This window comes from Lentzea sp. NBRC 102530 (assembly GCF_030269365.1).
In the GTDB taxonomy this organism is placed as follows: domain Bacteria; phylum Actinomycetota; class Actinomycetes; order Mycobacteriales; family Pseudonocardiaceae; genus Lentzea.
This window is the reverse complement of the sequence record NZ_BSTF01000001.1, coordinates 375,422-398,871: the sequence shown is the minus strand read 5'-3', so window position 1 is coordinate 398,871 and position 23,450 is coordinate 375,422. Positions and strand designations below refer to the sequence as shown.

Here is a 23,450-nt window from a genome sequence, read left to right as displayed (position 1 = left end):
GCATCATCGCACCCGGCCGAACACGCGTCCGGCGAGATCGACGCCGACGATCACGTCCTGAGCGTCCCGCGTGAAGAACCCGCGCTGGCCGCTGAACGCGCCACCGGTGATCACGTACTCGTCGCGCGGCAGCAGACCCAGCGGGAACGGCGCGTGGTCGGCCGGCAGCTCCACCTCGGCGGACGCCCGGATCTCCGGCCGGATCAGCACCTCCAGCACCAGCCCGTCCGATGAGTCCTCAATGGACATCACCATCGCGTCGTTGCCGTACCCGCCGACGACCTCGGCGGCCTTGGTGGAGTCGTACGGCAGCGGTTCGGGGTCGCGGTCGAGCAGCCCCGCGTGGTCCTCCAGCGCCTGCCGCACCACGGCCTGGTTGAACGGGATGCCGTCCGGCCCCTGGTTCGCGATCGACGCCACCGCGAACCCGAGCGACGGCACGACCAGCAGTTCGGCGAACTGCCCGTTCGACGAGCCGCCGTGCCCGAACGCCCGCACGCCGTCGATCTCGCGCAGGAACCAGCCGACGCCGATCGCGTCGCCGAGGTTGCTGCCGCGCAACACCGCCGTGGGTTCGCGCATCGCCGCGAGGTCGATCCCGTCGCCGTCACCGAGGTGGAACCGGGCCCACGCCAGCAGGTCCGCGACCGACGCCGCGATGCCGCCACCGGGGTTGTTGGCGCGCCAGTGCCGCCACGGCCGCGCCACCTCGCCCTTCTCGTGCCCGACGGCGAACCGCCGGGTCATCACGGCGTCCCGGTCGAAGTGGGTGTCGCCGAGCCCGAGCGGCTCCAGCAGCAACGACGCCACGGCCTGCTCGTAGGTCTGGCCGGTGACGTTCTCGATGATCCGCCCGGCCAGGTTGAACCCGGACTGGCTGTAGGACGGCCGCTCCCCCACCTCGCCGACGAGCTTGAGCGTCGCCAGTTCGCCTACGTGCCGGCGCAGCGCGTCGTCGCCCTCACCGGTGTCCACGAGCGTGCCCCAGTCGAGGCCGGACGTGTGGTTGAGCAGCTGCCGGACGGTGAACTCGCGGTCGTCCAGCAGCTCCAGCTCCGGCACGTACGTCCGCACCGGGGCGTCCAGCTCCACCCGGCCCCGCGCCACCAGCCGCATGATCGCGGTGGCGGTGTAGGTCTTGGTGATCGAGCCGAGCAGGAAGAGCGTGTCCTCGGTGACCGGCAACGGGTTCTCGACGCTGGTCACGCCGTGGGTGAAGTAGTGCGCGCGGCCGTCGTGGAAGACGCCCGCGGCGGCGCCGGGGACGGCGAAGCGGGCGGCGGTGCGGGCGAGGAAGTCGTTGTCCATGCCCACACCCTCGAACCTTGACCCAGGGTCAAGGTCAAGCGATGTCTTCGAGGAACTCCAGCACGTTCCGCGCGGCCGCCCGGACCCGCGGGTCGGGGTCGGTGACCAGTGGGCGGATGTGCGGGATGCCACCGGGATCACGCAGACGCCCGAACGCTTCGACGGCACGGACGCGCACCATGGCGTCGGCGTTGCGGGTGCCTGTCTCCAGGTAGAACCGGGACCATTCCGGCTTGTGCCCGAGCAGCCAGACGTACGCGCGCTCGATCACCGGTTCGGGCCTGGGCCACCGCTCCTCGCAGTCGATGCGCGCGAGGCCCCGCCCGGCGGCGTGCCTGGCCGCCCGCTCGGGGTGGTGGTTGAACAGGTGCCAGAGCGTCGGCACCGCCCGCTGGTCGCCGATGCGGGCCAGCGCGTCCGCCGCGACGGCCGCGTGTTCGGTGTCGCACAGGCGGATCAGCGTGATCACCGCACGTTCGTCGCCGAGCTCGGCCAGCACGCGAGCGGCCCGGTAACGCACGTGCACGTCCGGGTCGTCGCACGCGGCCAAGGCCACCGCGGTCACGTCGGCGCCGCCGGTTCTGCCGAGCGCCCGCAGCGCGGCCACGCGCACCTCCGCCTCGGCGTGACCGGCGAGTTGCGCCAGGGCCGGGCCCGCGGCGGGAGAACCGATCGAACCCAGCGCCTGGAGGAACGGGATCGGGTCCTCGGCGGCACGCGCCTGGTCGCACAATGGCCCCACGGCCTCCTCGACCTTCAGCGACCCCAGGGCCCGCGGAGCCTCGTATCGCCAGGCCGGGTCACCCAGCGCCTCGATCAGCCGGGGAACGACGCTGCTCGCGTTCCGGCTCAACCAGCGCCTGTCGTAACCCCACGGCACGTCCATGGGGTGGAAGAACCAGTCGTCCAACGCGGTCTCCGCCGCGGGGCCGCCGATCGCCAGCAGCCGCGACCGGGCTTCGCGGCGCACCCAGCGGCCGTCGTCCCCCGGCCTGAGCAAGGCCGTGCGCAGCGCCGCGATCTCGGCCTCGCCGCCCCCGCTCACCGCCTTGACCGCCTCAGCCGCCACCCAGAGCGGACCGTCGGCCACCTTGCGCAGCAGGCGTTCCCGGTCCAGCAGGCCGACCCGGCGCGCCGCCATCACCGCGACCATGGCCTCCCACGAGTCCTCGGAGTCCCACCACCGTTCGACGAGCCCGGCCACGACGGGGGTCGCCGGCCCGTCCAGTTCTTCGACCAGGGCGTGGATCGCCTGCCTGACCTCCGGCTCCGGCTGAGCCCGGTACCGGTCGAGCAGTTCCACTAACGTCGCGGCCGGGGTGTCGTCCCCCTGGGCCTGCGCGACAACACGCCATTGCGCGACGATCGCGGCACGCACCAGTTCACTGGCGCGCGCCACCCCGGCCGACTCGGGCCGGGACCGTCCGGGCGCCGTGCGCAGCGACTTCACCACCTGCCGGACCCGCAGGGACACGCCCTCGCTCTCCAGGTCCACCCCGGCGGCCGGAGCGGCGTGCAGCCAGGCCGCCTGGACTGCCAGCCTGCCGCCGCCGTTCTCCTCGACCCGGCGGACGACCTGCTCCAGCTCCTCCAGGAACAGCCCACCCCCGCGGGTGAGCTGTCCCCGGTGTGCCCGCCGTGCGATGCGCCTCGCCCTGCCGATCCCCATCGCACCATTCAACCCTGATCAGCGACCGATCTACGGGATCCAGTGGTTGCCGGACACCGTGATCATCACCTGCAGCTGGATGCTGGCACCGAAGTAGGTGTCAGTGGCGATCGGCGTGTTCACCATCTTGGTCCAGAGCGCGTCGAGCCACGCCTGGCTGCCGGGATCGGTCGTGGCCGCGACCGCGAACGGCGCGACGAACGCCGAGTCACCGCCGCTCTGGATCTGCGTGCCGCCCAGCTGGTAGCCGGTCGCGATCTTGTTCGGGTCGCCGCCGGTCTTGCCCTTGATCCAGGAGTTCATCTTCCTGGCCGCCGCCACCGACTTCGCGTCACCGGTCAGCGCCGCGTCCGCGCCGATCCGCCACGGGTCGCGGCAGGCGTTGTACCAGTACTTGCCGTCGTACTCGGCCTCCTCCAGCAGCTCTCCGACCGCGGGCTTGGGCGTGGTGTTGGTGTCCTGCACGAAGTCCGGCAACAGGCCGGTGTTCGGCGCGTACTTGGACTGGAGCTGGGCGATCAGGTCCTGGTGCTTGGCGCGGATCGTGTCCCACGCGCCGTCGCCGGTGGCGGTGCGGAACGCGCGGAAGTGGTCCGACATCCAGTCCGACGACCTCGACCCGTAGTACTTCCTGCTGTCGTCCGGACCCGACCAGTCGCCCATCAGCAGCAGGTTCGTGTTGGGGTTGACCAGGCTCTTCTTGATCGCGTTGATGTTCTTCACGGCGATCTGCCTGTAGTTGTACGTGCCGGCGCTGCCCCACTGCCTGTCGGCGAGCAGCAGGCCGTACGCGGTGTCCATGTCGCCGTCGGTCGCGCTGTCGCTGCCGTTGACGCTGCGGCAGGCCGTGTCCTGTTCGGAGGCGAGCAGGTCGGCGTTGTGCACGGACGGGTGCGCGAGCTTGTACTTCAGCAGGCCGTCGAAGATCTTCTTCGCGTCCGGGTCGGCGCCCGCCATCGTCGCGGTGATCACCATGCCGTAGCCCTGCGCCTCGGCCACGTACGGGAACTTCGCGTCCGGCGAGATGACCTGGTACCAGCCGTTGCCGCAGTTCTGCTTGACGAACGCGGCCTTCCAGCGCTGGTAGTAGTCCACGATCCTGGCGTCCAGAGTGGACGTGCTGCCGGACGGGCGCAGCGTGCCCGCCGCGTACGGCGTCTTCCTGCTGCCGAACGGGTAACCGAGCCCGGTCTGCGGAGGCGTCGTCGTGGTCGTCGTGGTGGTGGTCGTCGTCGGCGGGGTGCCACCGGAGACGCCGTAGACCTCGAGCTCCCACAGCGAGTAGCCGTACGTGGTGCCGCGCGCCGTTCCGTACATGCGGACGTAGCGTCCCGCCCCGGACAGCGTCAGGTCGTCGGTGCCGCCGTCACCGCTGGTGGTCGAGTAGACGTCGGTCCACGCCGAGCCGTCCGCGGAGATCTGGATCCGGTACGACTTCGCGTACGCGGCCTCCCAGTTGAGCTTCACGCGGCTGATCGAGTGCGCCGAGCCGAGATCGACCCGCAGCCACTCCGGGTCGTTGCCCTCCGCCGAGGCCCAGCGCGTCGACGTGCTCCCGTCGACCGCCTTGCCGGCCTCGAACCCGCTGGCCTCGACCGACGAGGCCGTCACGGCCTTGCCGCGCGAGACCAGCGGGTCCGCCGCCGACGCGATGGTTGTTCCGGCGACGAGGAGGCCGAGCACGAGCCCGGCCGCCCCGAATGCCATCTTCCTGCCGCCCACGACCGCCTCCAGCAATTGGTTAACAAAACTGCCAATGCGAGTTGGAGGGGACGGTAGGCAGGCGTCTGCGCAGCTCACAAGAGGTACGCCCGCTTGTTGCGCGTTCGAACAGCACGGCCGGCGGAGGGTTCTCCGCCGGCCGCCGTGCTACGGCACCCAGTGGTTGCCGGTCACCGTGATCATCACCTGCAGCTGGATGCTCGCGGAGAAGTAGCTGCCGCCGTCGATCGGCGTTTGCAGCATCTTGTTCCACAACGCGTCGAGCCACACCTGACTGCCCGGATCGGTGGCGGCCACCACCGCGAACGGCGCGAAGAACGCGGCGGCGCTGCCACCGGAGATCTGCGTGCCGTTGAGCTGGTACCCCATCGCGATGCCGTTGGGGTTGCCGCCGGTCTTGCCCTTGACCCAGGTGTTGAGCTTGCGGGCCGCCGCCAGCGACTGCGAGTCCCCGCTGGTCACCGCGTCCGCGCCGATGCGCCACGGCACCCGGCAGGCGTTCCAGTAGTACTTGCCGTCGTTGACGCTCTCCAGCACCTGCCCGGCAGGAGGCCGCGGCGAGGAGTTCGTGTTCTCCACGAAGTCCGGCAGCAACCCGGTGCCGGGCGCGTAGTTCTGCTGGAGCTGCGCGATGACGTTCTGGTGCGCGCCGCGAATCGTGTCCCACGCCCCGTCCCCGGTCGCCTTCCGGAACGCCCGGAAGTGGTCGACCATCCAGTCCGAGGACCGCGACAGGTAGTAGTACTGGTCCCCCGCGCTCGACCAGTCACCCAGCTTGAGCAGGTTGGTCTGCGGGTTGACCTCGCTGGCCTTGATGGCGTTGATGTGCCGGACCGCCAGCGACTTGTAGTCGTACGTCCCGGAACTGCCCCACTGCCGGTCGGCGAGGAGCAGCCCGTAAGCCACGTCCATGTCGCCGTCGGTGGCGCCGTCCCCGCCGTTGACGCTGCGGCAGTTCACGTCCTGCTCGGCGGCCAGCAGGTCCCGGTTGATCGACGAGGGGTGGTCGATCTTCCACTTGACCAGCCCGTCGAAGATCTTCCTGGCGTCCGGGTCCGCCCCGGCCATCGTCGCGACGACGACCATGCCGTACCCCTGCGCCTCGGCCACGTACGGGTGGTCGGCATCGGGCGAGATCACCTGGTACCAGCCGTTGCCGCAGTTCTGCCGCACGAACGCCGACTTCCACCGCTGGTAGTAGTCCACCACCTGGGCGTCCAAAGTGGACGTGCTGCCGGACGGCCGGAGGATCCCCGCCGCGTACGGCTGCTGCCGGCTGCCGAACGGCACCGCGACCCCGGTGGGCGGCGGCGTGCCGTCACCCACCCCGTAGACCTCGAACTCCCAGAGCGAATAACCCCACTCCGTACCCCGAGTCGTCCCGAGCACGCGGACGTACCGCCCGTTGCCCGACACGGTCAGGTCGTCGACGCCACCGTCACCGGCGCTGGTCGTGAACACGTCGGTCCACGCGCCACCGTCGGCGGAGGTCTGCACCCGGTACGCCCTCGCGAACGCCGCCTCCCAGTTCAGCCGCACGCGGCTGACCGAGTGCGCCGACCCGAGGTCGACCCGGATCCACTCCTGGGCGGTGCCCAGAGCCGAGGCCCACCGGGTACCGGTGTTGCCGTCGACCGCCTTGTCCGGCTCGTACCCGGACGCCTCCACGGAGGAGGCCGTCGTCGCCTTGCCGCGGGAGACCAGCGGATCCGCCGCCGAAGCGCTGGTCGTCCCTGCCGCGAGGAGCGTCAATGCGAGCGCTCCCACCATCAATCTGCTGCTCACAACCACCTCTTGCCCATTGGGTAACAAAGCTGCCTGATCGCAGACGGCCGCAGATTAGGCGGCGGGTCACCCCCGGACAAGAGGTACGTACCAGTTGTCCTGGACAAAACGGAGACCGGAACGAGTTCCAGCCGTTCCGGTCAGGAGGGAGGAGGTGTGAGTTCGCCGAGCGCCGACCCGGCCGGGCTCAGCCCCAGACCTCCCGGGCCGCCTCGGCGACCGAGGCGGCCTGCGCGTACCCGGCCTCAGCGGCCGCCCGCCGCCGAGCCGGGTCCAGCAGGTTCGGCCCGATGGCGGCCAACGCCTCCCGGTCAGGACTCACCACCACCGAAGGCACCCCGAGGCGAGCCGCCTGAGCACCGGGCGAAGCAGCCGCACTGACAGCCCTGGTCAACGGCGCGACCACCACGACCCGCTCGTACCCAGCGGCGAGGTCCACGTTGGCCACGGACCGCATCCCGCCGTCCATGTACCGGCTCCCGTTCACGGTGACGGGCGGCCACACCAACGGCACCGCACAACTGGCGGCCACCGCGGACACCAGCGGTACCCCGCTGTCCCGGTCGAACGCCACGAACTTCCCGCTCACCGCGTCCACCGCCGTGACCTTCAACGCCCGCTCAGGCCAGTCCTTGATGGACAGACGGGAGTCGAACACGGCGAGCCGGGACTCCTCCGACGGCGTGGAGGCCTTCAAGGCCGCCCGTCCCAACCGGGCCCGCTTGGCCGCGGCCGACCCCGGCATCACGTAGGAAAGCGCGTACCGCGCCACCATCCACGCGGTCAACCGAGCCGGAATCTCCGCCTCGGGCGGGAGCAGCTGGCCCGCGTACAGGTCGGACAGCACCCCACCCCCGGCCACCTCCGCGGCCACCACGGAACCCGCCGAGGTGCCGACGAAGAGGTCGGCGGCCACCAGGTCGACACCCTGCTCAGCCAGCCCGTGCAGAATCCCTGTCTCCCAGGCGATCCCGGTGACACCCCCGCCACCCAGCACCAACGCGCGTCGTCCAGTCACGGCACCATCCTGGCACGCGGGTGACCATCCTATGGAGTGAGACGAGTTCCTGGTGTTTGGTCCAGATTGGTAGCCTTGACAGCTGAAACCGAGAAGCGCTGCAACGGGCCAGCAAGCCTGCCACGCTCGGCTTCGTTCCACCACGGACAAGGGCGCTTCCGGACATCTTCGGGAGCGCGCGTGAGTGGACTCAAGTCCTTGCTGGACCAGCGGATCGCCGTGCTGGATGGCGCCTGGGGCACGATGTTCCAGCAGGCGAAGCTCGCTCCGAGCGACTACTACGGCACCGAGTACGCGGACCACGTCCCGGACGTGGCGGGCGACCCCGACCTGCTCAACCTGACGCGCCCCGACCTGGTCCTCGACGTGCACCGGCAGTACCTGCGGGCCGGCGCCGACATCACGACGACCAACACGTTCACCGCCACCTCGATCGGCCAGGCCGACTACGGGCTCGAGCACAAGGTCCGCGAGATGAACCTCGCGGGCGCGCGGCTCGCCCGGCAGGCCGCGGACGAGTTCGGCGGCAGGTTCGTCGCCGGGTCGGTCGGGCCTCTCAACGTCACCCTGAGCCTGTCCCCCAAGGTCGAGGACCCGGCGTACCGGGCCGTCACGTTCGAGCAGGTGAAGGCCACCTACGTCGAGCAGATCGACGCGCTCCGCGAGGGTGGCGTCGACCTGCTGCTGATCGAGACGATCTTCGACACGCTCAACTGCAAGGCCGCCATCGCCGCCGCCCGCGAGGTGGCGCCGGACCTGCCGCTGTGGATCTCGGTCACGATCGTCGACCTGTCCGGCCGCACGCTGTCCGGGCAGACGGTCGAGGCGTTCTGGGACTCCATCGCGCACGCGAAGCCGCTGGTCGTCGGCGTGAACTGCTCGCTGGGCGCCGAGGAGATGCGGCCGCACGTCACGGACCTCGCGCGGCTCGCCGACACCTACGTCGCCTGCCACCCCAACGCCGGGCTGCCCAACGCGTTCGGCGGGTACGACCAGACGCCGGACGAGACCGCGGCGCTGCTGAAGGACTTCGCGGGCAACGGCATCGTCAACGTCGTCGGCGGCTGCTGCGGCACCTCCCCCGCGCACATCAAGGCCATCGCCGACGCCGTCCAGGCCGAAACGAGGCGCGACGTCCCGCAGGCGCGGCACACCACCCGCTACAGCGGCCTGGAGACGTTCGAGATCGGGCCCGACACCGGGTTCGTGATGATCGGTGAGCGCACCAACGTCACCGGGTCGGCCAAGTTCCGCCGGCTCATCGAGGCCGACAACCACCAGGCAGCGCTGGACGTGGCGCTGGAGCAGGTGCGCGGCGGCGCGAACCTGCTCGACGTCAACATGGACGCCGACCTGCTCGACGGCGAACAGGCCATGACGACGTTCCTCAACCTCATCGCCACCGAACCGGAGATCGCCCGCATCCCGGTCATGATCGACAGCTCCCGGTGGACCGTGCTGGAAGCCGGGCTGCGGTGCGTGCAGGGCAAGGGCGTGGTCAACTCGATCAGCCTCAAGGAGGGCGAGGAGCCGTTCCTGCAGCAGGCCCGCACGATCCGCGACTACGGCGCCGGTGTCGTCGTGATGGCGTTCGACGAGACGGGCCAGGCCGACACGACCGACCGCAAGGTCGAGATCTGCGCACGGGCGTACGACCTGCTCACGCAGACGGTCGGCTTCCCGGCCGAGGACATCATCTTCGACCCGAACGTGCTCGCGGTCGCGACCGGCATCGAGGAGCACAACGGCTACGCCAAGGCGTTCATCGACGCGCTGCCGCGGATCAAGGAGCGATGTCCGGGGGTCCGCATCAGCGGCGGCATCTCGAACCTGTCGTTCTCCTTCCGCGGCAACGACGTGGTCCGCGAGGCGATGCACTCGGCGTTCCTGTTCCACGCCGTCAAGGCGGGCCTCGACATGGGCATCGTCAACGCCGGCCAGCTCGTCGTCTACCAGGACATCCAGGCCGAGCTGCTCGAACTGGTCGAAGACGTCATCTTCAACCGCCGCGAGGACGCGACGGACCGGCTCGTCGCGCACGCCGAGACCGTCAAGGGCCCCGGCCAGAAGCGCGTCGTCGACCTGTCGTGGCGCGAGGCCCCGGTCGCCAAGCGGCTGGAGCACGCGATCCTGCACGGCGTCGTCGACTTCATCGAGGACGACACCGAGGAGGCCCGCCAGGCGCTGCCCCGGCCCCTCGACGTCATCGAGGGCCCGCTGATGGACGGCATGAAGGTCGTCGGCGACCTGTTCGGCGCCGGCAAGATGTTCCTGCCGCAGGTCGTGAAGAGCGCCCGCGTGATGAAGCGCGCCGTCGCGTACCTCGAGCCGTTCATGGACGCCGAGCCGAAGGCGACCGCGGGCGGCAACGGCAAGGTCGTGCTCGCCACGGTCAAGGGCGACGTCCACGACATCGGCAAGAACATCGTCGGCGTCGTGCTGGGCTGCAACAACTACGAGGTGATCGACCTCGGCGTGATGGTGCCCGCCGCGAAGATCCTCGACACCGCGATCAAGGAGCACGCCGACGTCATCGGCCTGTCCGGGCTGATCACGCCGTCGCTGGACGAGATGGTGTCGGTCGCCGAGGAGATGCAGCGGCGCGGCATGAAGGTGCCGCTGCTGATCGGTGGCGCCACGACGTCCAAGCAGCACAACGCCGTGAAGATCGCCCCGGTCTACGACGAGCCGGTCATCCACGTGCTGGACGCGTCCCGGGTCGTCGGCGTCGTGTCCGACCTGCTGGACGACAAGCGCGCCCACGACCTGAACCTGTCGAACCGCGCCGAACAGGCCCGGTTGCGCGAACAGCACGAAAACCGCAAATCGGTTCCGCTGCTCAAGCTCGAAGAGGCCCGCGCGAACGCGGAGAAGGTGGACTTCTCCGAAACGCCGACGCCGGAATTCACCGGAACTCGCGTGATGACCCCGACGCTGGCGGAACTGCGCGAGTTCATCGACTGGACGTTCCTGTTCCTCGCCTGGGAGGTCAAGGGCAAGTTCCCGGCGATCCTGGAAAACCCGGTCGCGCGGGAACTGTTCGACGACGCGACGGCGTTGCTGGACGAAATCATCGCGGGCGAATCGTTCGAGGCGAAGGGCGTGTACGGGTACTGGCCCGCGCATTCCGACGGCGACGACATCCTGCTCGACAACGGCGTGCGAATCCCGATGCTGCGCCAGCAGACGCAGAAGCCGTTGTCGCGCCCGAACCGGTGCCTCTCCGACTACGTGGCCCCGGAAGGCGACCACGTCGGCGGGTTCGCCGTCACGATCCTCGGCGCGGAGAAACTGGCCGCGAAGTACGAGGCGCAGAACGACGACTACCGCGCCATCATGGTGAAGGCGCTGGCAGACCGGCTGGCCGAGGCGTTCGCCGAGTGGATCCACCTGCGGGCGCGGCGCGACTGGTTCGAGCCGGACGCCCAGCCGGAACTCGCCGACCTGCACGCCGAGAAGTTCCGCGGCATCCGCCCTGCCCTGGGCTACCCGGCCTGCCCCGACCACACGGTGAAGCGCGAACTGTTCGACCTGTTGAACGCCGAGCAGGAAATCGGGATCGGGCTCACTGAATCGTTTGCGATGAACCCGGCGGCGAGCGTGAGCGGCCTGATCTTCCAGCACCCGGAGGCGAAGTACTTCACCGTCGGACGGCTGGGGCGAGACCAGGTCGAGGACTACGCGAACCGGTACGGCAAGCCGCTGCGCGAAGTCGAGCAGTGGCTGCGCCCCAACCTCGGTTACGAACCCGCCTGATCGGTTCCGCGACGTGAAAGCGCTTGCCGGTATCGGTAGGCGTCATCCCGGTTTGGCACCAAGCGTTGTAGGCTCAGCCGCTCTGGAGATCAATCCATCTCGTGACGAGCCCGAGGTCATCCATGCGAGCTGCGGCGCTGGTGCTGGGTCTGGTGCTGGTGGCGGGGTGCGGTGACGCCACCGGTTCCCAGGCGCTGCCGCACGTGGCTTTCGTGGTCAAGCGGACCGGTGGCTCGTTCGCGCAGGAGATGACCAGCGGCTTTCACGAGGGCGTCAACCGCGTCGGCGGCGTCAGCGCGACGGTCACCGGCCCTCGCGGGCAGGACGGGCACAAGGAAGTCGAGTTGTTCCGGGATTTGACGAGCGCCGCGAAAGGCGGAATCGCCGTCGCGACGTCCGAACCCGCGCTGATGGCCCCGTCCATCGGTGAGGCGCTCGACCGGCACGTCGCGGTGGTCGGGGTGGACACGCGGCTCACCGCGAGTTCCGGAGTGAGGCTGCACATCGGTAACGACGACTACGAACTGGGCGAAAAGCTGGCTGACGAGTTGATGCGCCGATTGCCCTCGGACGCGACCGGAACGGTGGTGTTGGGAAACACCGCGCCGGGACTCGCCGGGTTCGACGACCGGGCAGAGGGAATCCGGGGTCGATTCGCAGAAAAGCTACCGGGGGTAGTGGTGCTGGGCCCGTTCGACACGCAACGTGACGACGCCGCGAATCGCGACGCGTGGAAACGTCTCGTGGCCGCGAATCCGAACGCCCTCGCGTTCGTTGGTACCGGCGACTGCGACGGCGTGAACCTCGCCGCGTTGAGAACCGAGAAGTCGGCGAGGTGGCTGGTGGGCGGGTTCGGGGTCGACCCGAGAACGTTGCAGGCGGTGCGGGACGGCGCGATGGTGGCGTCCATCTCGCCGGAGCACTACCTCAAGGGCGCTGTGGCAGGCTGGCTCCTGGCTCGGCACGCCCAGGGTGGGGAGCCGCTGCCGCAGGGCTGGATCGAGACGCCGGGGCTCACGGTCACCACCGGGAACCTGGACCAGATCCTGCACCGGCAGGAGTCGGAGAAGGCCCGCAAGGATTTCTTCCAGCCTCAGATCGACAGCTTCGTCGAGGATCCGGCGAGCTGGGTGCGACCGTTGGAGCAGGCACGGTGAGCTTTTGGGAGGGCCGCGCCACCGCACGGGTGGCGACGGTGGGGCTGACGTTGGGACTGCTGGTCCTGGCCGGGCTGGCGCTGTGGAGCAGCATCAGCGCCCGGTCCACGACCGCGCACGTCCGCGAGCTCAACGAGACCAGCGAGCGCTGGGCCCGCGTGCTGGAGCACATCAACGTCGCCGACAACGCGTTGAGCGACATCCGGCTGGCGCGGACCGAGCAGACGGTCCAGCCGCTGCAGAACTCCGTCGCGTCAGCGCGACCGGACCTCGAGTGGCTGCTCACCAACGGCTCGCCGACCGACAAGCAGGAGGCGGGCCGGCTGCTGACGCTGTACGACCAGAGCACGGACATGCTGCGCGAGGTCGTCGCCGGCACCGACCCGTTGCAGGCGGACCAGGCCGCGCTCGCGCACTCGTCGCTCAAGCGCCAGATCTCCTCGACGATCGGGGTGCAGCGCCTCGACACCAACGAGTACCTGCGCACGGCCGACGCGAAGAACGCCCAGCTGCGGATCGCGCAGATCGTGGTGTTCGTGCTGGACGCGGCCCTGGTCGGGTTGTTCGGCATGATCCTGCTCGGCCAGCGCCGGATGATCCTGCGCCAGGCCGCGAAGAACGAGCACGAGGCGCACCACGACACCCTGACGGGCCTCGCGAACCGGGCGTTGCTCGCGCGGCGGATGGAAGAGGCCGTCGAGAAGGCGCGCAAGAAGGACGAGCCGCTGGCGTTGCTGATCGTGGACCTGGACAGGTTCAAGGAGGTCAACGACTCCCTCGGCCACCACACCGGTGACCTGCTGCTGCGCCAGGTGGCGCACCGCCTGTCGTGGGCCGTGCGCGACACGGACCTCGTGGCACGGCTGGGCGGCGACGAGTTCGCGGTGCTGCTGCCGGGTGTCGGCTCGGCGGAGAACGCGAGCATGGTCGCGGAGAAGATCCTGCAGGCGCTGGCGATGCCGGTGACGCTGGAGGGCCTGGAGCTCGAGATAGCGGGCAGCGTCGGCGTGGCGCTGTGCCCGTCGGACTCCGGCGACGGCCACGAGCTGCTGCGGCACGCGGACATCGCGATGTACGCGGCCAAGCGCGAGAAGTCCGGTGTGGCCGTGTACGACGCGCGTCTGCACGAACGCGGCGCCGCGCACCTCACGGCCGTCACGGAACTGCGCCACGCGATCGACCGCGGCGAGCTGTTCCTGCACTACCAGCCCAAGGCACTGGCGAACACGGGCGCGGTGTGCGGTGTCGAGGCGCTGGCCCGCTGGCAGCACCCGACCCGCGGTCTGGTGCGGCCGGACGAGTTCATCCCGATCGCCGAGGAGAACGGCCTCATCGAGCCGCTCACCCGGTACGTGATCGACGCGGCCCTGCGGCAGTGCCGGTCGTGGTCGGACGCGGGCTGGGAGGTGCCGGTCTCGGTGAACGTGGGCGCGGCCTGCCTGCACCACACGGAGTTCCCCGGCGACGTGGCCGACCTGATCAAGCGGCACGGCCTGCCGGCCCGCCTGCTGACGCTGGAGATCACCGAGTCCGCGATCATCTCGGACCCGGACCGCGCGGTGGAGGTGTTGCGCGGCCTGACCGAACTGGGCGTGCGGCTCTCGATCGACGACTTCGGCACCGGCTACTCGTCGATCTCGTACCTGCGCAGCATGCGGGTGCACGAGATGAAGCTCGACCGGTCGTTCGTCACGCACATGTGCACCGACGCCGGCGATTCGGCGATCGTGCACGCCCTGGTGGCGCTGGCCCGCAACTTCGGCCTGCAGGCCGTCGCGGAGGGCGTGGAGGACCAGGACACCTGGACCGCGCTGGCCGAGGCGGGCTGCGACGTGGTGCAGGGGTACTTCCTCAGCGAGCCGCTGCCCGCCGAGGAAGTCGTGTCCTGGCTCGGTGACCGGGCCGCGGCTCACGCGTAAGGATCGGTGTCCCGCCACTGGTCGATGAACGGCTGCATGAACTCGACCATGGCGGGGAGCTGGTCCGCCACCGACAGGTAGGCGAGCACGCGGATCGCGCCGATGGCGTTGACGAACCTGAGCACCTCCTTGTCGAGGTCGCGCAGGCCGTTCCTGCTCGCGCCCCGGTTGTAGGCGGCTTCGTACTCCGGGCCGAGGCCGCCGAGGTCCCACTCGACCGGGCCGCGGGTGATGAGTTCGAAGTCGGAGAACAACGGGCCGTTGGTGCTCGCGAAGATGTTCGCGGGCGGCGAGTCGCCGTGGATGGGCTGCAGGTCGATGCCGGGGAACCGCTTGCGGAACTCGGCCTCGTCGCTCGCGAGCGGTTCCAGGACCTCCCACTCGGCTCGTGCCCTGGCGAGGTCCTCTGCGCTCACGATGTCGAGCCCTGCCAAGCGTTGCAGGCCTTCCCGGACGAACTGGGGTTCGGCCGACGACAGGAAGTCGAGCTCGCCGGGGTAGTCCCGCAGCGCCTTGTGCAGGTCGGCGGTCAGCTCGGCGTTCTTGACGTAGTCGGGTTCCTTCGACCTGTCCTCGTCGGTGAACGGCCAGAACGTGATGGAGAAACCGTTCTTCCGCACCGGTGTGCGCTCGACGAGCGGGCTCGGCGGGATCACCGGGGTGCCCTGGTCGTGCAGCCACTGCGCGACGTCCAGTTCCCGCTGTTGCCTCTTGGCCAGGCTTTCCGGGGTCGTGGTGTGCGGCAGCACGGTCGGGATGCGGGCCACGACCGGCGACGGCGCGAGGTGCACGACGACGGAGAACAGTTCGTAGAGGACCTTGCCCTCGGTGATCTCCAGGCCGAGTTCGCGACCGGCTTCGACCGCGGCCCGCGTGGCCGCCTCCGTGCGGTGGGCGATGTCTTCAGGGGTCGCGAAGGTTGACATGGCACGATCGTGTCACGAAACCGCAGCCCCTCGCAGATCATTTACGGTGGGCGACATGGCTGACCGTCACCTGATCGACGTCCACGTCCTGCTCGTCCGTGACGGCTCGGTGTTGCTGTCGCGGCGGCGTGATCCCGATCCGAGGTTCGACGGGTGCTGGCACCTGCCGTCCGGCAAGCTCGACGCCGGTGAGTCGGTGGTCGCGGCCGCCGTGCGGGAGGCGAAGGAGGAGGTCGGGGTGGTGATCGACCCCGCCGACCTGCGGCACGTGCACACCTCGCACGCCAACGGGTTCGGGGTGGAGCCGCGGCTCGGGTTGTACTTCGAGGTGCCGCGGTGGAGCGGGGAGCCGGAGAACCAGGAGCCGGAGAAGTGTTCGGAGCTGGGGTGGTTCGGGCTGCGGGAGCTGCCGGAGAACATGATCGGGTACCCGGCGGCGGGGATCGCGGGATATCTGGCGGGAGAGGCGTTCGGGGTCGTCGGCTGGTGACGGCGGGCGGGTGGCGGGCACGACCGGGCTCGCGTTCCCGGAACAGCGGGTGGAGATCAGGTTCGTCGCCCGCGTGTGACGGACGGGTTACCGTGAACGGATGGCACTCGTGCACCCGCCCGGCCTGACCAGGTTCCGGACGCACGACCTGCCCGGTGCGCGCAGGCTGGCCGGGTGGGAGCAGCACAACGCCCGCGCCCTGGTCGGCCTGCGGGTCACCGCGGACCGGCCGTTCGAGGGCACCGAGGTGAACCTGACGCTGCCGAAGCTGCAGGTGGCGCGGGTGACCGGGTCGCCGCACGCCGTCGACAGGGACGTCCGGCAGATCGCCGAGCACCCCGCCGACGGCGTCGTCGTCTACTTCTCGCTCGCCGGGCGGAGCACGTTCGAGCACCGGGGCGGCACCGACCACGTCGTCCCCGGCCAGGCGCTGGTGCTCGACGCCGACCGGCCGTTCCGGCGGGAGTTCTCCGACGGCCTCACCGAACTCGTGCTGAAGGCGCCGCGCCGGGGTCCCGTGACACCGCAGTTGTTCGGTTTCCGGACCAACGCGCACGCGTTCGCGCTGGTCAACGCGCTGACCGGGGCGTTGCGCGGGCCTGCCGACTGGGACGGGCTGGAGAGCACGGCCGCCGCGCTGCTGGACTCGCTGCTGGGCGCCCGCACGCCGGCCGCCGACCTGGCCGCCGCGCACGCGTTCATCGAGGCCCACCTGCACGAACCGGAGCTGTGCGCGCAGCGGATCGCGGGCGCGATCGGCTACTCGGACCGGCACCTGTCGCGGTTGTTCGCGAGGTCGGGGCAGAGCGTCCCGCAGGCGATCCTGAACGCCCGCCTCGACGCGGCCCGGAGGATGCTCGCCGAACCGGTCCCGCTGGCCGAGGTCGCGGCCAGGACCGGGTTCGTCTCGCAGGCGCACTTCTCCCGCACGTACCGGGCGCGGTTCGGCGTGACGCCGAGGCAGGACCGGGCGGCGCTGAAGTTTTTGCCTGTTTCCGCCACGTGACGCGTACGGGCCACCGACGAGGAAGTTGACCTGTCACCGTTCTCGGCATGGTGACCTTCGTCGAGACCGATGTGGTGATCGTGGGGTCCGGCCCTGCCGGGGCCTCCGCGGCGTTGTTCCTGTCCACCCTGGGCGTTCCGAACATCATGATCACGAAGTACCGGTGGACCGCGAACACGCCCCGTGCGCACATCACCAACCAGCGCACGATGGAGATCCTCCGCGACGTCGGCGTCGAGAGCCAGGTGCTCGCCGACGCCACCCCGCACGACCAGATCGGTGACACGGTGTTCTGCACGTCGATCACCGGCGAGGAGATCGGCCGCATCCTCACGTGGGGCACCCACCCCGCGCGGCACGCCGACCACGTGCTCGCGTCACCGTCGATGAACTGCGACATCCCGCAGACGTACCTGGAGCCGATCCTGGTCCGCAACGCCACGGAACGCGGCACCCTCACCCGGTTCAGCACCGAGTACCTGGGGCACGAGCAGGACGCGGACGGCGTGACCGTGCGGGTGCTCGACCGGACGACCGGGCACGAGTACGAGATCCGGGCCAGGTACCTGATCGGCGCGGACGGCGCGCGCTCCGCCGTGGCCGCCGACCTGGGCCTGCCCTACGAGGGCGAGATGGACATCGCGGGCTCGATGAACATCACGTTCAAGGCGGACCTCTCCGACCTCTGCCGGCACCGGCCCTCGGTGCTGTACTGGGTGATCCAGCCGGGCGCGAACGTCGGTGGCATCGGTGCCGGGCTCGTGCGGATGGTGCGGCCGTGGAACGAGTGGCTGATCGTGTGGGGCTTCGACCTCGCGCAGGGCGTGCCCGAGGTGAGCGAGGACGACGCGTTGCAGATCGTGCGCAACCTCGTCGGTGATCCCGCGCTGGACGCCGAGATCACCGGGATCTCGTTGTGGGGCAACAACGAGCAGTACGCGACGCGCCTGCACCGCGGCCGGGTGTTCTGCGCCGGGGACGCCGTGCACAAGCACCCGCCGTCGAACGGCCTCGGCTCCAACACCTCGATCCAGGACTCGTACAACCTGGCGTGGAAGCTCGCGCTGGTGTTGAACGGACAGGCTGGAAGCTCTTTGCTGGACACCTATTCCGACGAACGCGCGCCCGTCGCGCGCCAGATCGTGACGCGTGCCAACAGGTCCGCCCGTGAGTTCGGTGCGTTGTTCGAGGCCTTGGGGTTGGACGCCTCTCAGTCGGCGGCCGAGATGGACGCGCGGATCGAGGAGCGCAAGGACAGCAGCCTTGCCGGGGCGGCCAAGCGCGCGGCCGTGCGGGAGGCGATGGAACTGAAGAACTACGAGTTCAACGCCCACGGCGTGGAGATGGGTCAGTCGTACGTGTCGCGTGCCGTCGTGGGTGATGGTTCCGATCGTCCTGAGCCGTCGCGCGATCCGGAGTTGTACTACGAGCCGTCGACCTGGCCCGGTGCCCGGCTGCCGCACGCCTGGGTCGGGGACAGCCGCCGCAAGGTCTCGACGCACGACCTGGTGCCGTACGGGCGGTTCACGCTGCTGACCGGGATCACCGGCGAGGCCTGGGCGGACGCGGCGCAGAAGGCCGCCGACCGGCTGGGCATCGCGTTGCAGACCGTGATCATCGGGCCGGGCCGTGAGGTCACCGACCTCTACTTCGACTGGTCGCGGCTGTCCGGTGTGGACGAAGACGGAGCGGTGCTGGTGCGGCCGGACAAGCACGTCGCCTGGCGTGCTCCCTCGTTGCCCGCGGACCCGGAGGCCGAGCTGATGACCGTCCTGACGTCGGTGCTGGACCGGGAGGAGACCGCATGAACTGGCAGCACACCACCTTGGGCCAGCGCGTGCTGTTCGGCACCGGCACGGCCGCCGCCGACCTCGCGGCCGAGGTCGACCGGCTCGGTGCGCGGCGGGTGCTGCTGATCTCCAGCGAACCCGTCGCCGCCGAGGTGGCCGCGAAGATCGACGTGGCCGCGCACTGCACGGACGTGGCACCGCACGTACCGGTCGAGAACGCCGAACGGGCGCGTGCGCTGGCTCTGGACTCCGGCGCGGACCTGCTGGTGAGCATCGGCGGCGGTTCCACGACCGGTCTGGCCAAGGCGATCGCGCTGACCACCGGCCTGCCGATCGTCGCCGTGCCGACCACCTACGCGGGTTCCGAGGCGACCGACGTGTGGGGCCTGACCGAGGCGTCGCGCAAGACCACCGGCGCGGACGACCGGGTGCTGCCGAAGACCGTCGTCTACGACGCCGCCCTGACCGCGTCCCTGCCCCGTGCGCTGGCCGTCGCCTCGGGCTGCAACGCGCTGGCGCACTGCGTCGACTCGATGTGGGCGCCCCGCACCGACCCGATCAACCAGGCGCTGGCGTTGGAGGGCATCCGGGCGCTGAGTGCCGGCCTGCGTCAGGACGCCCGCGAGCAGATGCTCTACGGCGCCTACCTGGCCGCGGTGGCGTTCGCGTCGGCCGGATCCGGCCTGCACCACAAGATCTGCCATGTCCTGGGCGGCGCCTACAACGTGCCGCACGCCGAGACGCACGCGGCGATCCTGCCGTACGTGCTGGCGTTCAACACCCCTGCGGCACCCGAGGCGGCTGCCCGCATCCGCGAGGCGCTGGGCGGCAGCCTGATCGACCTCTACGACTCGGTCGGCGCCTCGCACGTGCTGCACGGCGTCCCGGACGTGCGCGAGGCGGCTGCACTGATCCTGCCGTCCGTTCCCCCGTCGAACCCCCGCGCCGTCACCGAGGACGACCTGATCTCCCTGCTCGCCGCCGCCCAGGCGGGCCAGAACCCGGATGGAGTGCCGGCATGACCACCGCCCAGCAACGAGTCGAGGAGCAGCTGATCACGGACGTGCTGGCCTCGTTCGCCCGCACCCCCGACCCCCGGTTGCGCGAGCTCATGGAGGCGCTCGTCCGGCACCTGCACGCGTTCATCCGCGAAACCCGCCTCACCGAGGCGGAGTGGACGCGCGCGATCGAGTTCCTCACCGCCGTCGGCCACATCACCGACGACAAGCGGCAGGAGTTCATCCTGCTGTCCGACGTCCTGGGCGCCTCGATGCAGACCATCGCCGTCAACAACGAGGCCTACGAGAACGCCACGGAGGCAACGGTCTTCGGCCCGTTCTTCGTCGAGGAGTCACCGCTGGTGGGCATCGGCGGCGACATCGCGGGCGGCGCGGCCGGAACCCCGTGCTGGGTCGAGGGAACCGTCCGCGACACCGCCGGCAACCCGCTGCCGGGCGCGAGGATCGAGGTGTGGGAGGCCGACGAGGACGGCTTCTACGACGTCCAGTACACCGACGCACGCGTGGCGGGCCGCGGCCACCTGTTCTCCGGCGACGACGGCGGGTTCGGCTTCTGGTGCGTGCAGCCCACCCCGTACCCGATCCCGCACGACGGCCCGGTCGGCGCGCTCCTCGACGCCGTCGACCGCTCCCCCGTGCGGGCCGCACACCTGCACTTCATGGTGTCGGCCACCGGCTTCCGCACGTTGGTCACGCACATCTTCGTCGAGGGCGATCCGCAGCTGGAGATCGGCGACTCGGTGTTCGGGGTGAAGGAGTCGCTGGTCAAGCGGTTCGAGGAGCAGCCGGTGGGGGCGCCGACGCCGGACGGGAGGGCGCTCGGCGACAAACCGTGGACGCGCTCCCGTTTCGACATCGTGCTGGCGCCCTCTCAGTGATCGCAGCAGACGCGCTCGGCCCACTCCGGTTCGTGCCACCAGTGCTTGTTCTCCGCGGACGGGAACGGGTCGAGCGCCGCTGACGTCGTCAGGTTCTGCCCCTGCTGCCGGTACGGCTCCAGCAGGTCGGCGACGGTGTGCAGCACCCCGCCGACCATGACCTGCCGGACGTTCGCCGCCGCCTTGATGTCGGCCAGCGGGTCGCCTTCGACGAACGCGATGTCGGCCGGCGCGCCCGGCCTGATCGCGCCGAGCGGCAGGCCCAGCCACTTCGCCGGGTTGCGGGTCGCGGTGATGAGCGCTTCCCGTGGGGTGAAGCCGTATTCGACGAGTGCACGCAGGTTCTGGTGGGTGGCGGTGGCGGGGCTGTCGAGCGGGGCGTCGGTGCCGGTGATGACGAACCCGCCGCCGCGGTGCACGTTCAGCGCGAACTCCACCCAGCCCTTCAGGACCGCGCGGGACGAGGTGCCCGCCGGGGTGCCCTGGGCGTTGGCGTCGGCGAGGTTGCGCTCGTACTCCCACGGCGGGTAGAGGACGCGGGTGCGTTCGTCGGTGGCGAGCGACTTGTCGTTGTCGTACAAGGCCCGTGACTGGAACAGGGTCGGGGTCATGGACATGCCGGACGTGGTGAAGATCGCCACGACGTCCTGGTAGGCCCTGCCCTGCCGGGTGATCGTGTGCGAGTAGCCGAGGCGGTTGGTGGCGCCGACGTGTTCCTGACCGTCCATGCCGAAGAGCGCGGCCGGGTAGTGGTAGTGGCTCGACAGCGGGACCCTCGACCGCCGCACGGCGGCGCGTTGCAGCTCGACGGGCAGCCGGACGTAGGTCTTGATCATGTCGTAGCCGAGTTCGTGGCCGCGGCGGAGTTCGAGGTCCAGCTGCGCCTTGCTCAGGGTCGGGCGCATGAAGTTGTAGTAGACGCGGGAGCCGTCGACGGCCTCGCCGGTGGCGTAGAACCTCGGCCCCGTCAGGGTTCCGGCCGCGAGGGCCTCCCTGGTCTCGACCATCTGGTAGACCGGGTCGCCGGGCGAACGGACGGTCGTGATGCCGTACGCGAGCCAGACGTTGCCCTGCCGCGCGCCCCACTGGCGGCCGCGCAGGTGCCAGTGGTTGTGGGCGTCGATCAGGCCCGGGATGGCGGTCAAACCGCCGGCGTCGACGTCGGCTTTGCCGCGCTGCGGACGGATGTCGGCGATCTTGCCGTGCTCTACGACGATGTCGACGTCGCGCTTGAGCTCGTGCGCCTCGCCATCCCAGTAGGCGCCGACGCGGATCACCTTGCGGTCCGGGGCCTTCGGTTTGCGCCAGGTGAGGCCGTGCCGGATGGTCGTGACCTTTCCGTCCAGAGTGGACCTGCGGAGGCGGCCGTTGTTGAGGTACACCAACGCGTCGTCGCCGTGCCACGCCAGCGAATCGGTGACCTCGCGGGTGACCTGGCGCGGTGCACCGACGAAGGTGCCCTTGGCGTCGACCGGGACGACCCAGGCGACGCTCTCGACGACGAACGCGATGTGCTTGCCGTCCGGTGACCACACCGGCCCGTCGTCGCCTCGGGTCGCGATGGAGCGGAACGGCATCGGCTCGGTGTAGCGGAGGTCGCCGCTGGTCAGGTCGACGCTCAGGACCTGGCTGGTGCCCTCGCGGAACCGGCGCGAGAACGGCTTCACCGCGGCCAGCGCGACTGTGTTGCCGTCCTTCGACCAGGTCGGGCGGCCGGGCTGGAACAACGTCGGGGTGAGCTGGCGGCGGCCCTGCCGGTCGGTGACCCACACCTGGCCGTCCTGGTCGAGGTAGGCGACTTTCGTGCCGTCCGGCGAGAAGCGGGGCGTGATCTGCGCGTGGGGTGCGGGCGCGAACAGATCGTCCTGGCCGGAGGCGAGGTCGCGGACCCACAGCTGGGCGACACCGGTGCGGTCGCTCGCGTAGACGATCTGCCTGCCGTCGGGCGAGAAGTCCGGATCGGAGTCGAAGTACTTCCCGTCGGTGAGCTTGGTGGCCTTGCCGTCGGTCAGCAGGTACAGCGCGTTCAACGCCCGGAACGCGATCTTGCCGTCGCTCGACACCACAGGGCTCGCGATGCCCTTGACCGCGCCGCCGGTGAGGTTCTGCGTGCGCGCGGGCCGCCGTTTCGTGGTCACCGGCACGACGGCCTCGAACGCGATGTCCTTCGTGGAACCGTTGGCCAGCAGGCGGATCTTGCCGTCGGCGGTGTAGAGAACGCTGTCGCCGTCCCAGATCGGCGCGAACCCGAACACGTCCTGCCCGGTGACGACCGCCGCGGTCCCGAGCACCAACTCGGCCTCGCCCGGCCGCATCCGCGTGTAGCTCGGCTGGTCGCCCGGCCCGAACGCGGCCCCGAACAGCTGCCACCCAGCGGGCGCCGTGACGAGTCGTTCGCGCTTGCCGTCCAACGACACGACGTCCACCGCCGCGTTGCCGACGGTGAAGATGATCCGCTTGCCGTCGCTCGACCACTGCGGCGCCGCGGCCTCGTCCGGCACGCCGGTGAGCTGCGTGATCTTGCCGCTGGCCAGCTCCAGCACGTGCACGCCGTAGCTGCCCGCTCGGTCGCTGACGAACGCGAGATGCTTGCCATCAGGCGAAAAAGCGGGTTCGCGGTGGTCGAACTTGCCCTGCGTGAGCTGCTTGAGCCCACGCCCGTCGAGCCCGATCAGGTAGAGGTGGAAGTTGCCGTCCCGATAGGACTGGAACGCGATCTGGTTGCCAGGCCCGAACGACGGCAGTGTCGCGTCCTGCAGTTCGTCGGTGAGCTTGCGCGCTTCCCCGCCACCGGCCGGTAAGACCCAGATCGCGGTGACCAGGTCGATGGCGAGCCACCGGCCGTCACGCGAGCGGGACACCGAGATGTTGGTGCCCTGCGTCAGCTTCACCCGCTCACCCTGCTCGGAGGCGGAGGCGGTCCCGATCGTCAACGCGGACGCGGCGGTGGCGACGGCGGCGGCCTGGCCGCTGCGGGTCAGCAGTTCGCGGCGCGACAGTTCCATGG

Annotated in this window: 15 protein-coding genes and 1 riboswitch; of the genes, 8 read left to right on the top strand and 7 right to left on the bottom strand. The window is 70.1% G+C overall.

Annotation, left to right across the window (positions count from 1 at the left end; all coding sequences use genetic code 11):
- Positions 1-3: 3 nt before the first annotated feature.
- From QSK25_RS01905 to QSK25_RS01885, 5 genes are all read right to left on the bottom strand, one after another.
- The gene (locus tag QSK25_RS01905; protein ID WP_285631548.1) at positions 4-1,308 is read right to left on the bottom strand and encodes a serine hydrolase domain-containing protein; all 1,305 of its coding nucleotides are present in this window, start codon (positions 1,306-1,308) and stop codon (positions 4-6) included.
- Positions 1,309-1,342: 34 nt separating this feature from the next.
- Positions 1,343-2,977 (bottom strand): HEAT repeat domain-containing protein, encoded by a 1,635-nt coding sequence (locus QSK25_RS01900; RefSeq protein ID WP_285631545.1) that lies wholly within the window; start codon positions 2,975-2,977, stop codon positions 1,343-1,345.
- A gap of 30 nt (positions 2,978-3,007) precedes the next feature.
- Positions 3,008-4,699 (bottom strand): glycosyl hydrolase family 8, encoded by a 1,692-nt coding sequence (locus tag QSK25_RS01895; RefSeq protein WP_285631542.1) that lies wholly within the window; start codon positions 4,697-4,699, stop codon positions 3,008-3,010.
- A 147-nt stretch (positions 4,700-4,846) separates the two neighbouring features.
- Positions 4,847-6,484 carry a glycosyl hydrolase family 8 gene (locus tag QSK25_RS01890; RefSeq protein WP_285631538.1) on the bottom strand — a complete coding sequence of 546 codons (1,638 nt, stop codon included), beginning with the start codon at positions 6,482-6,484 and terminating at the stop codon, positions 4,847-4,849.
- A gap of 187 nt (positions 6,485-6,671) precedes the next feature.
- Positions 6,672-7,502 (bottom strand): patatin-like phospholipase family protein, encoded by an 831-nt coding sequence (locus QSK25_RS01885; RefSeq protein WP_285631535.1) that lies wholly within the window; start codon positions 7,500-7,502, stop codon positions 6,672-6,674.
- A gap of 84 nt (positions 7,503-7,586) precedes the next feature.
- A riboswitch (S-adenosyl-L-homocysteine riboswitch) is annotated at positions 7,587-7,667 on the top strand.
- A gap of 15 nt (positions 7,668-7,682) precedes the next feature.
- Between QSK25_RS01885 and metH the strand changes: the two genes are divergently transcribed.
- The 3 genes from metH (at position 7,683) to QSK25_RS01870 (ending at position 14,334) form a co-directional block, all read left to right on the top strand.
- Complete coding sequence (gene metH / locus QSK25_RS01880) at positions 7,683-11,258, top strand: methionine synthase (protein WP_285631532.1); 3,576 nt, start codon at positions 7,683-7,685, stop codon at positions 11,256-11,258.
- A gap of 122 nt (positions 11,259-11,380) precedes the next feature.
- Positions 11,381-12,415, top strand: a complete 1,035-nt coding sequence (locus QSK25_RS01875) for a sugar ABC transporter substrate-binding protein (RefSeq protein ID WP_285631529.1) — start codon at positions 11,381-11,383, stop codon at positions 12,413-12,415.
- Positions 12,412-14,334, top strand: coding sequence for a putative bifunctional diguanylate cyclase/phosphodiesterase (locus QSK25_RS01870; RefSeq protein ID WP_285631526.1), 1,923 nt, complete (start codon positions 12,412-12,414; stop codon positions 14,332-14,334). The genes QSK25_RS01875 and QSK25_RS01870 overlap by 4 nt, the downstream gene beginning before the upstream one ends.
- On the opposite strand, the gene QSK25_RS01865 is transcribed toward QSK25_RS01870, so the two are convergent.
- On the bottom strand, positions 14,325-15,260 hold the full coding sequence (locus QSK25_RS01865; protein WP_285631523.1) for a phosphotransferase: 936 nt from the start codon (positions 15,258-15,260) through the stop codon (positions 14,325-14,327). The two genes, QSK25_RS01870 and QSK25_RS01865, sit on opposite strands and share 10 nt — an antisense overlap.
- 55 nt (positions 15,261-15,315) lie before the next feature.
- Between QSK25_RS01865 and QSK25_RS01860 the strand changes: the two genes are divergently transcribed.
- From QSK25_RS01860 to QSK25_RS01840, 5 genes are all read left to right on the top strand, one after another.
- A complete protein-coding gene (locus QSK25_RS01860; RefSeq protein ID WP_285631520.1) occupies positions 15,316-15,750 on the top strand; it encodes an NUDIX hydrolase in 435 nt (144 codons plus the stop codon).
- 100 nt (positions 15,751-15,850) lie between these two features.
- Positions 15,851-16,756 carry a helix-turn-helix domain-containing protein gene (locus tag QSK25_RS01855; RefSeq protein ID WP_285631517.1) on the top strand — a complete coding sequence of 302 codons (906 nt, stop codon included), beginning with the start codon at positions 15,851-15,853 and terminating at the stop codon, positions 16,754-16,756.
- Positions 16,757-16,803: 47 nt separating this feature from the next.
- Positions 16,804-18,564, top strand: coding sequence for an FAD-dependent oxidoreductase (locus tag QSK25_RS01850; protein WP_285631514.1), 1,761 nt, complete (start codon positions 16,804-16,806; stop codon positions 18,562-18,564).
- Positions 18,561-19,568 carry a maleylacetate reductase gene (locus tag QSK25_RS01845; RefSeq protein WP_285631511.1) on the top strand — a complete coding sequence of 336 codons (1,008 nt, stop codon included), beginning with the start codon at positions 18,561-18,563 and terminating at the stop codon, positions 19,566-19,568. The genes QSK25_RS01850 and QSK25_RS01845 overlap by 4 nt, the downstream gene beginning before the upstream one ends.
- Complete coding sequence (locus tag QSK25_RS01840; protein ID WP_285631507.1) at positions 19,565-20,443, top strand: hydroxyquinol 1,2-dioxygenase; 879 nt, start codon at positions 19,565-19,567, stop codon at positions 20,441-20,443. The genes QSK25_RS01845 and QSK25_RS01840 overlap by 4 nt, the downstream gene beginning before the upstream one ends.
- On the opposite strand, the gene QSK25_RS01835 is transcribed toward QSK25_RS01840, so the two are convergent.
- On the bottom strand, positions 20,437-23,448 hold the full coding sequence (locus QSK25_RS01835) for an amidohydrolase family protein (RefSeq protein WP_285631503.1): 3,012 nt from the start codon (positions 23,446-23,448) through the stop codon (positions 20,437-20,439). The two genes, QSK25_RS01840 and QSK25_RS01835, sit on opposite strands and share 7 nt — an antisense overlap.
- Between the last annotated feature and the right edge of the window lie 2 nt (positions 23,449-23,450).

Bases quoted from the DNA above. Each gene is read 5' to 3' on its own strand.
- QSK25_RS01865 (WP_285631523.1), bottom strand. From the start codon at position 15,260: ATGTCAACCTTCGCGACCCCTGAAGACATCGCCCACCGCACGGAGGCG.
- QSK25_RS01840 (WP_285631507.1), top strand. From the start codon at position 19,565: ATGACCACCGCCCAGCAACGAGTCGAGGAGCAGCTGATCACGGACGTG.
- QSK25_RS01845 (WP_285631511.1), top strand. From the start codon at position 18,561: ATGAACTGGCAGCACACCACCTTGGGCCAGCGCGTGCTGTTCGGCACC.
- QSK25_RS01855 (WP_285631517.1), top strand. From the start codon at position 15,851: ATGGCACTCGTGCACCCGCCCGGCCTGACCAGGTTCCGGACGCACGAC.
- QSK25_RS01860 (WP_285631520.1), top strand. From the start codon at position 15,316: ATGGCTGACCGTCACCTGATCGACGTCCACGTCCTGCTCGTCCGTGAC.
- QSK25_RS01850 (WP_285631514.1), top strand. From the start codon at position 16,804: ATGGTGACCTTCGTCGAGACCGATGTGGTGATCGTGGGGTCCGGCCCT.
- QSK25_RS01905 (WP_285631548.1), bottom strand. From the start codon at position 1,308: ATGGACAACGACTTCCTCGCCCGCACCGCCGCCCGCTTCGCCGTCCCC.
- QSK25_RS01900 (WP_285631545.1), bottom strand. From the start codon at position 2,977: ATGGGGATCGGCAGGGCGAGGCGCATCGCACGGCGGGCACACCGGGGA.
- QSK25_RS01875 (WP_285631529.1), top strand. From the start codon at position 11,381: ATGCGAGCTGCGGCGCTGGTGCTGGGTCTGGTGCTGGTGGCGGGGTGC.
- QSK25_RS01835 (WP_285631503.1), bottom strand. From the start codon at position 23,448: ATGGAACTGTCGCGCCGCGAACTGCTGACCCGCAGCGGCCAGGCCGCC.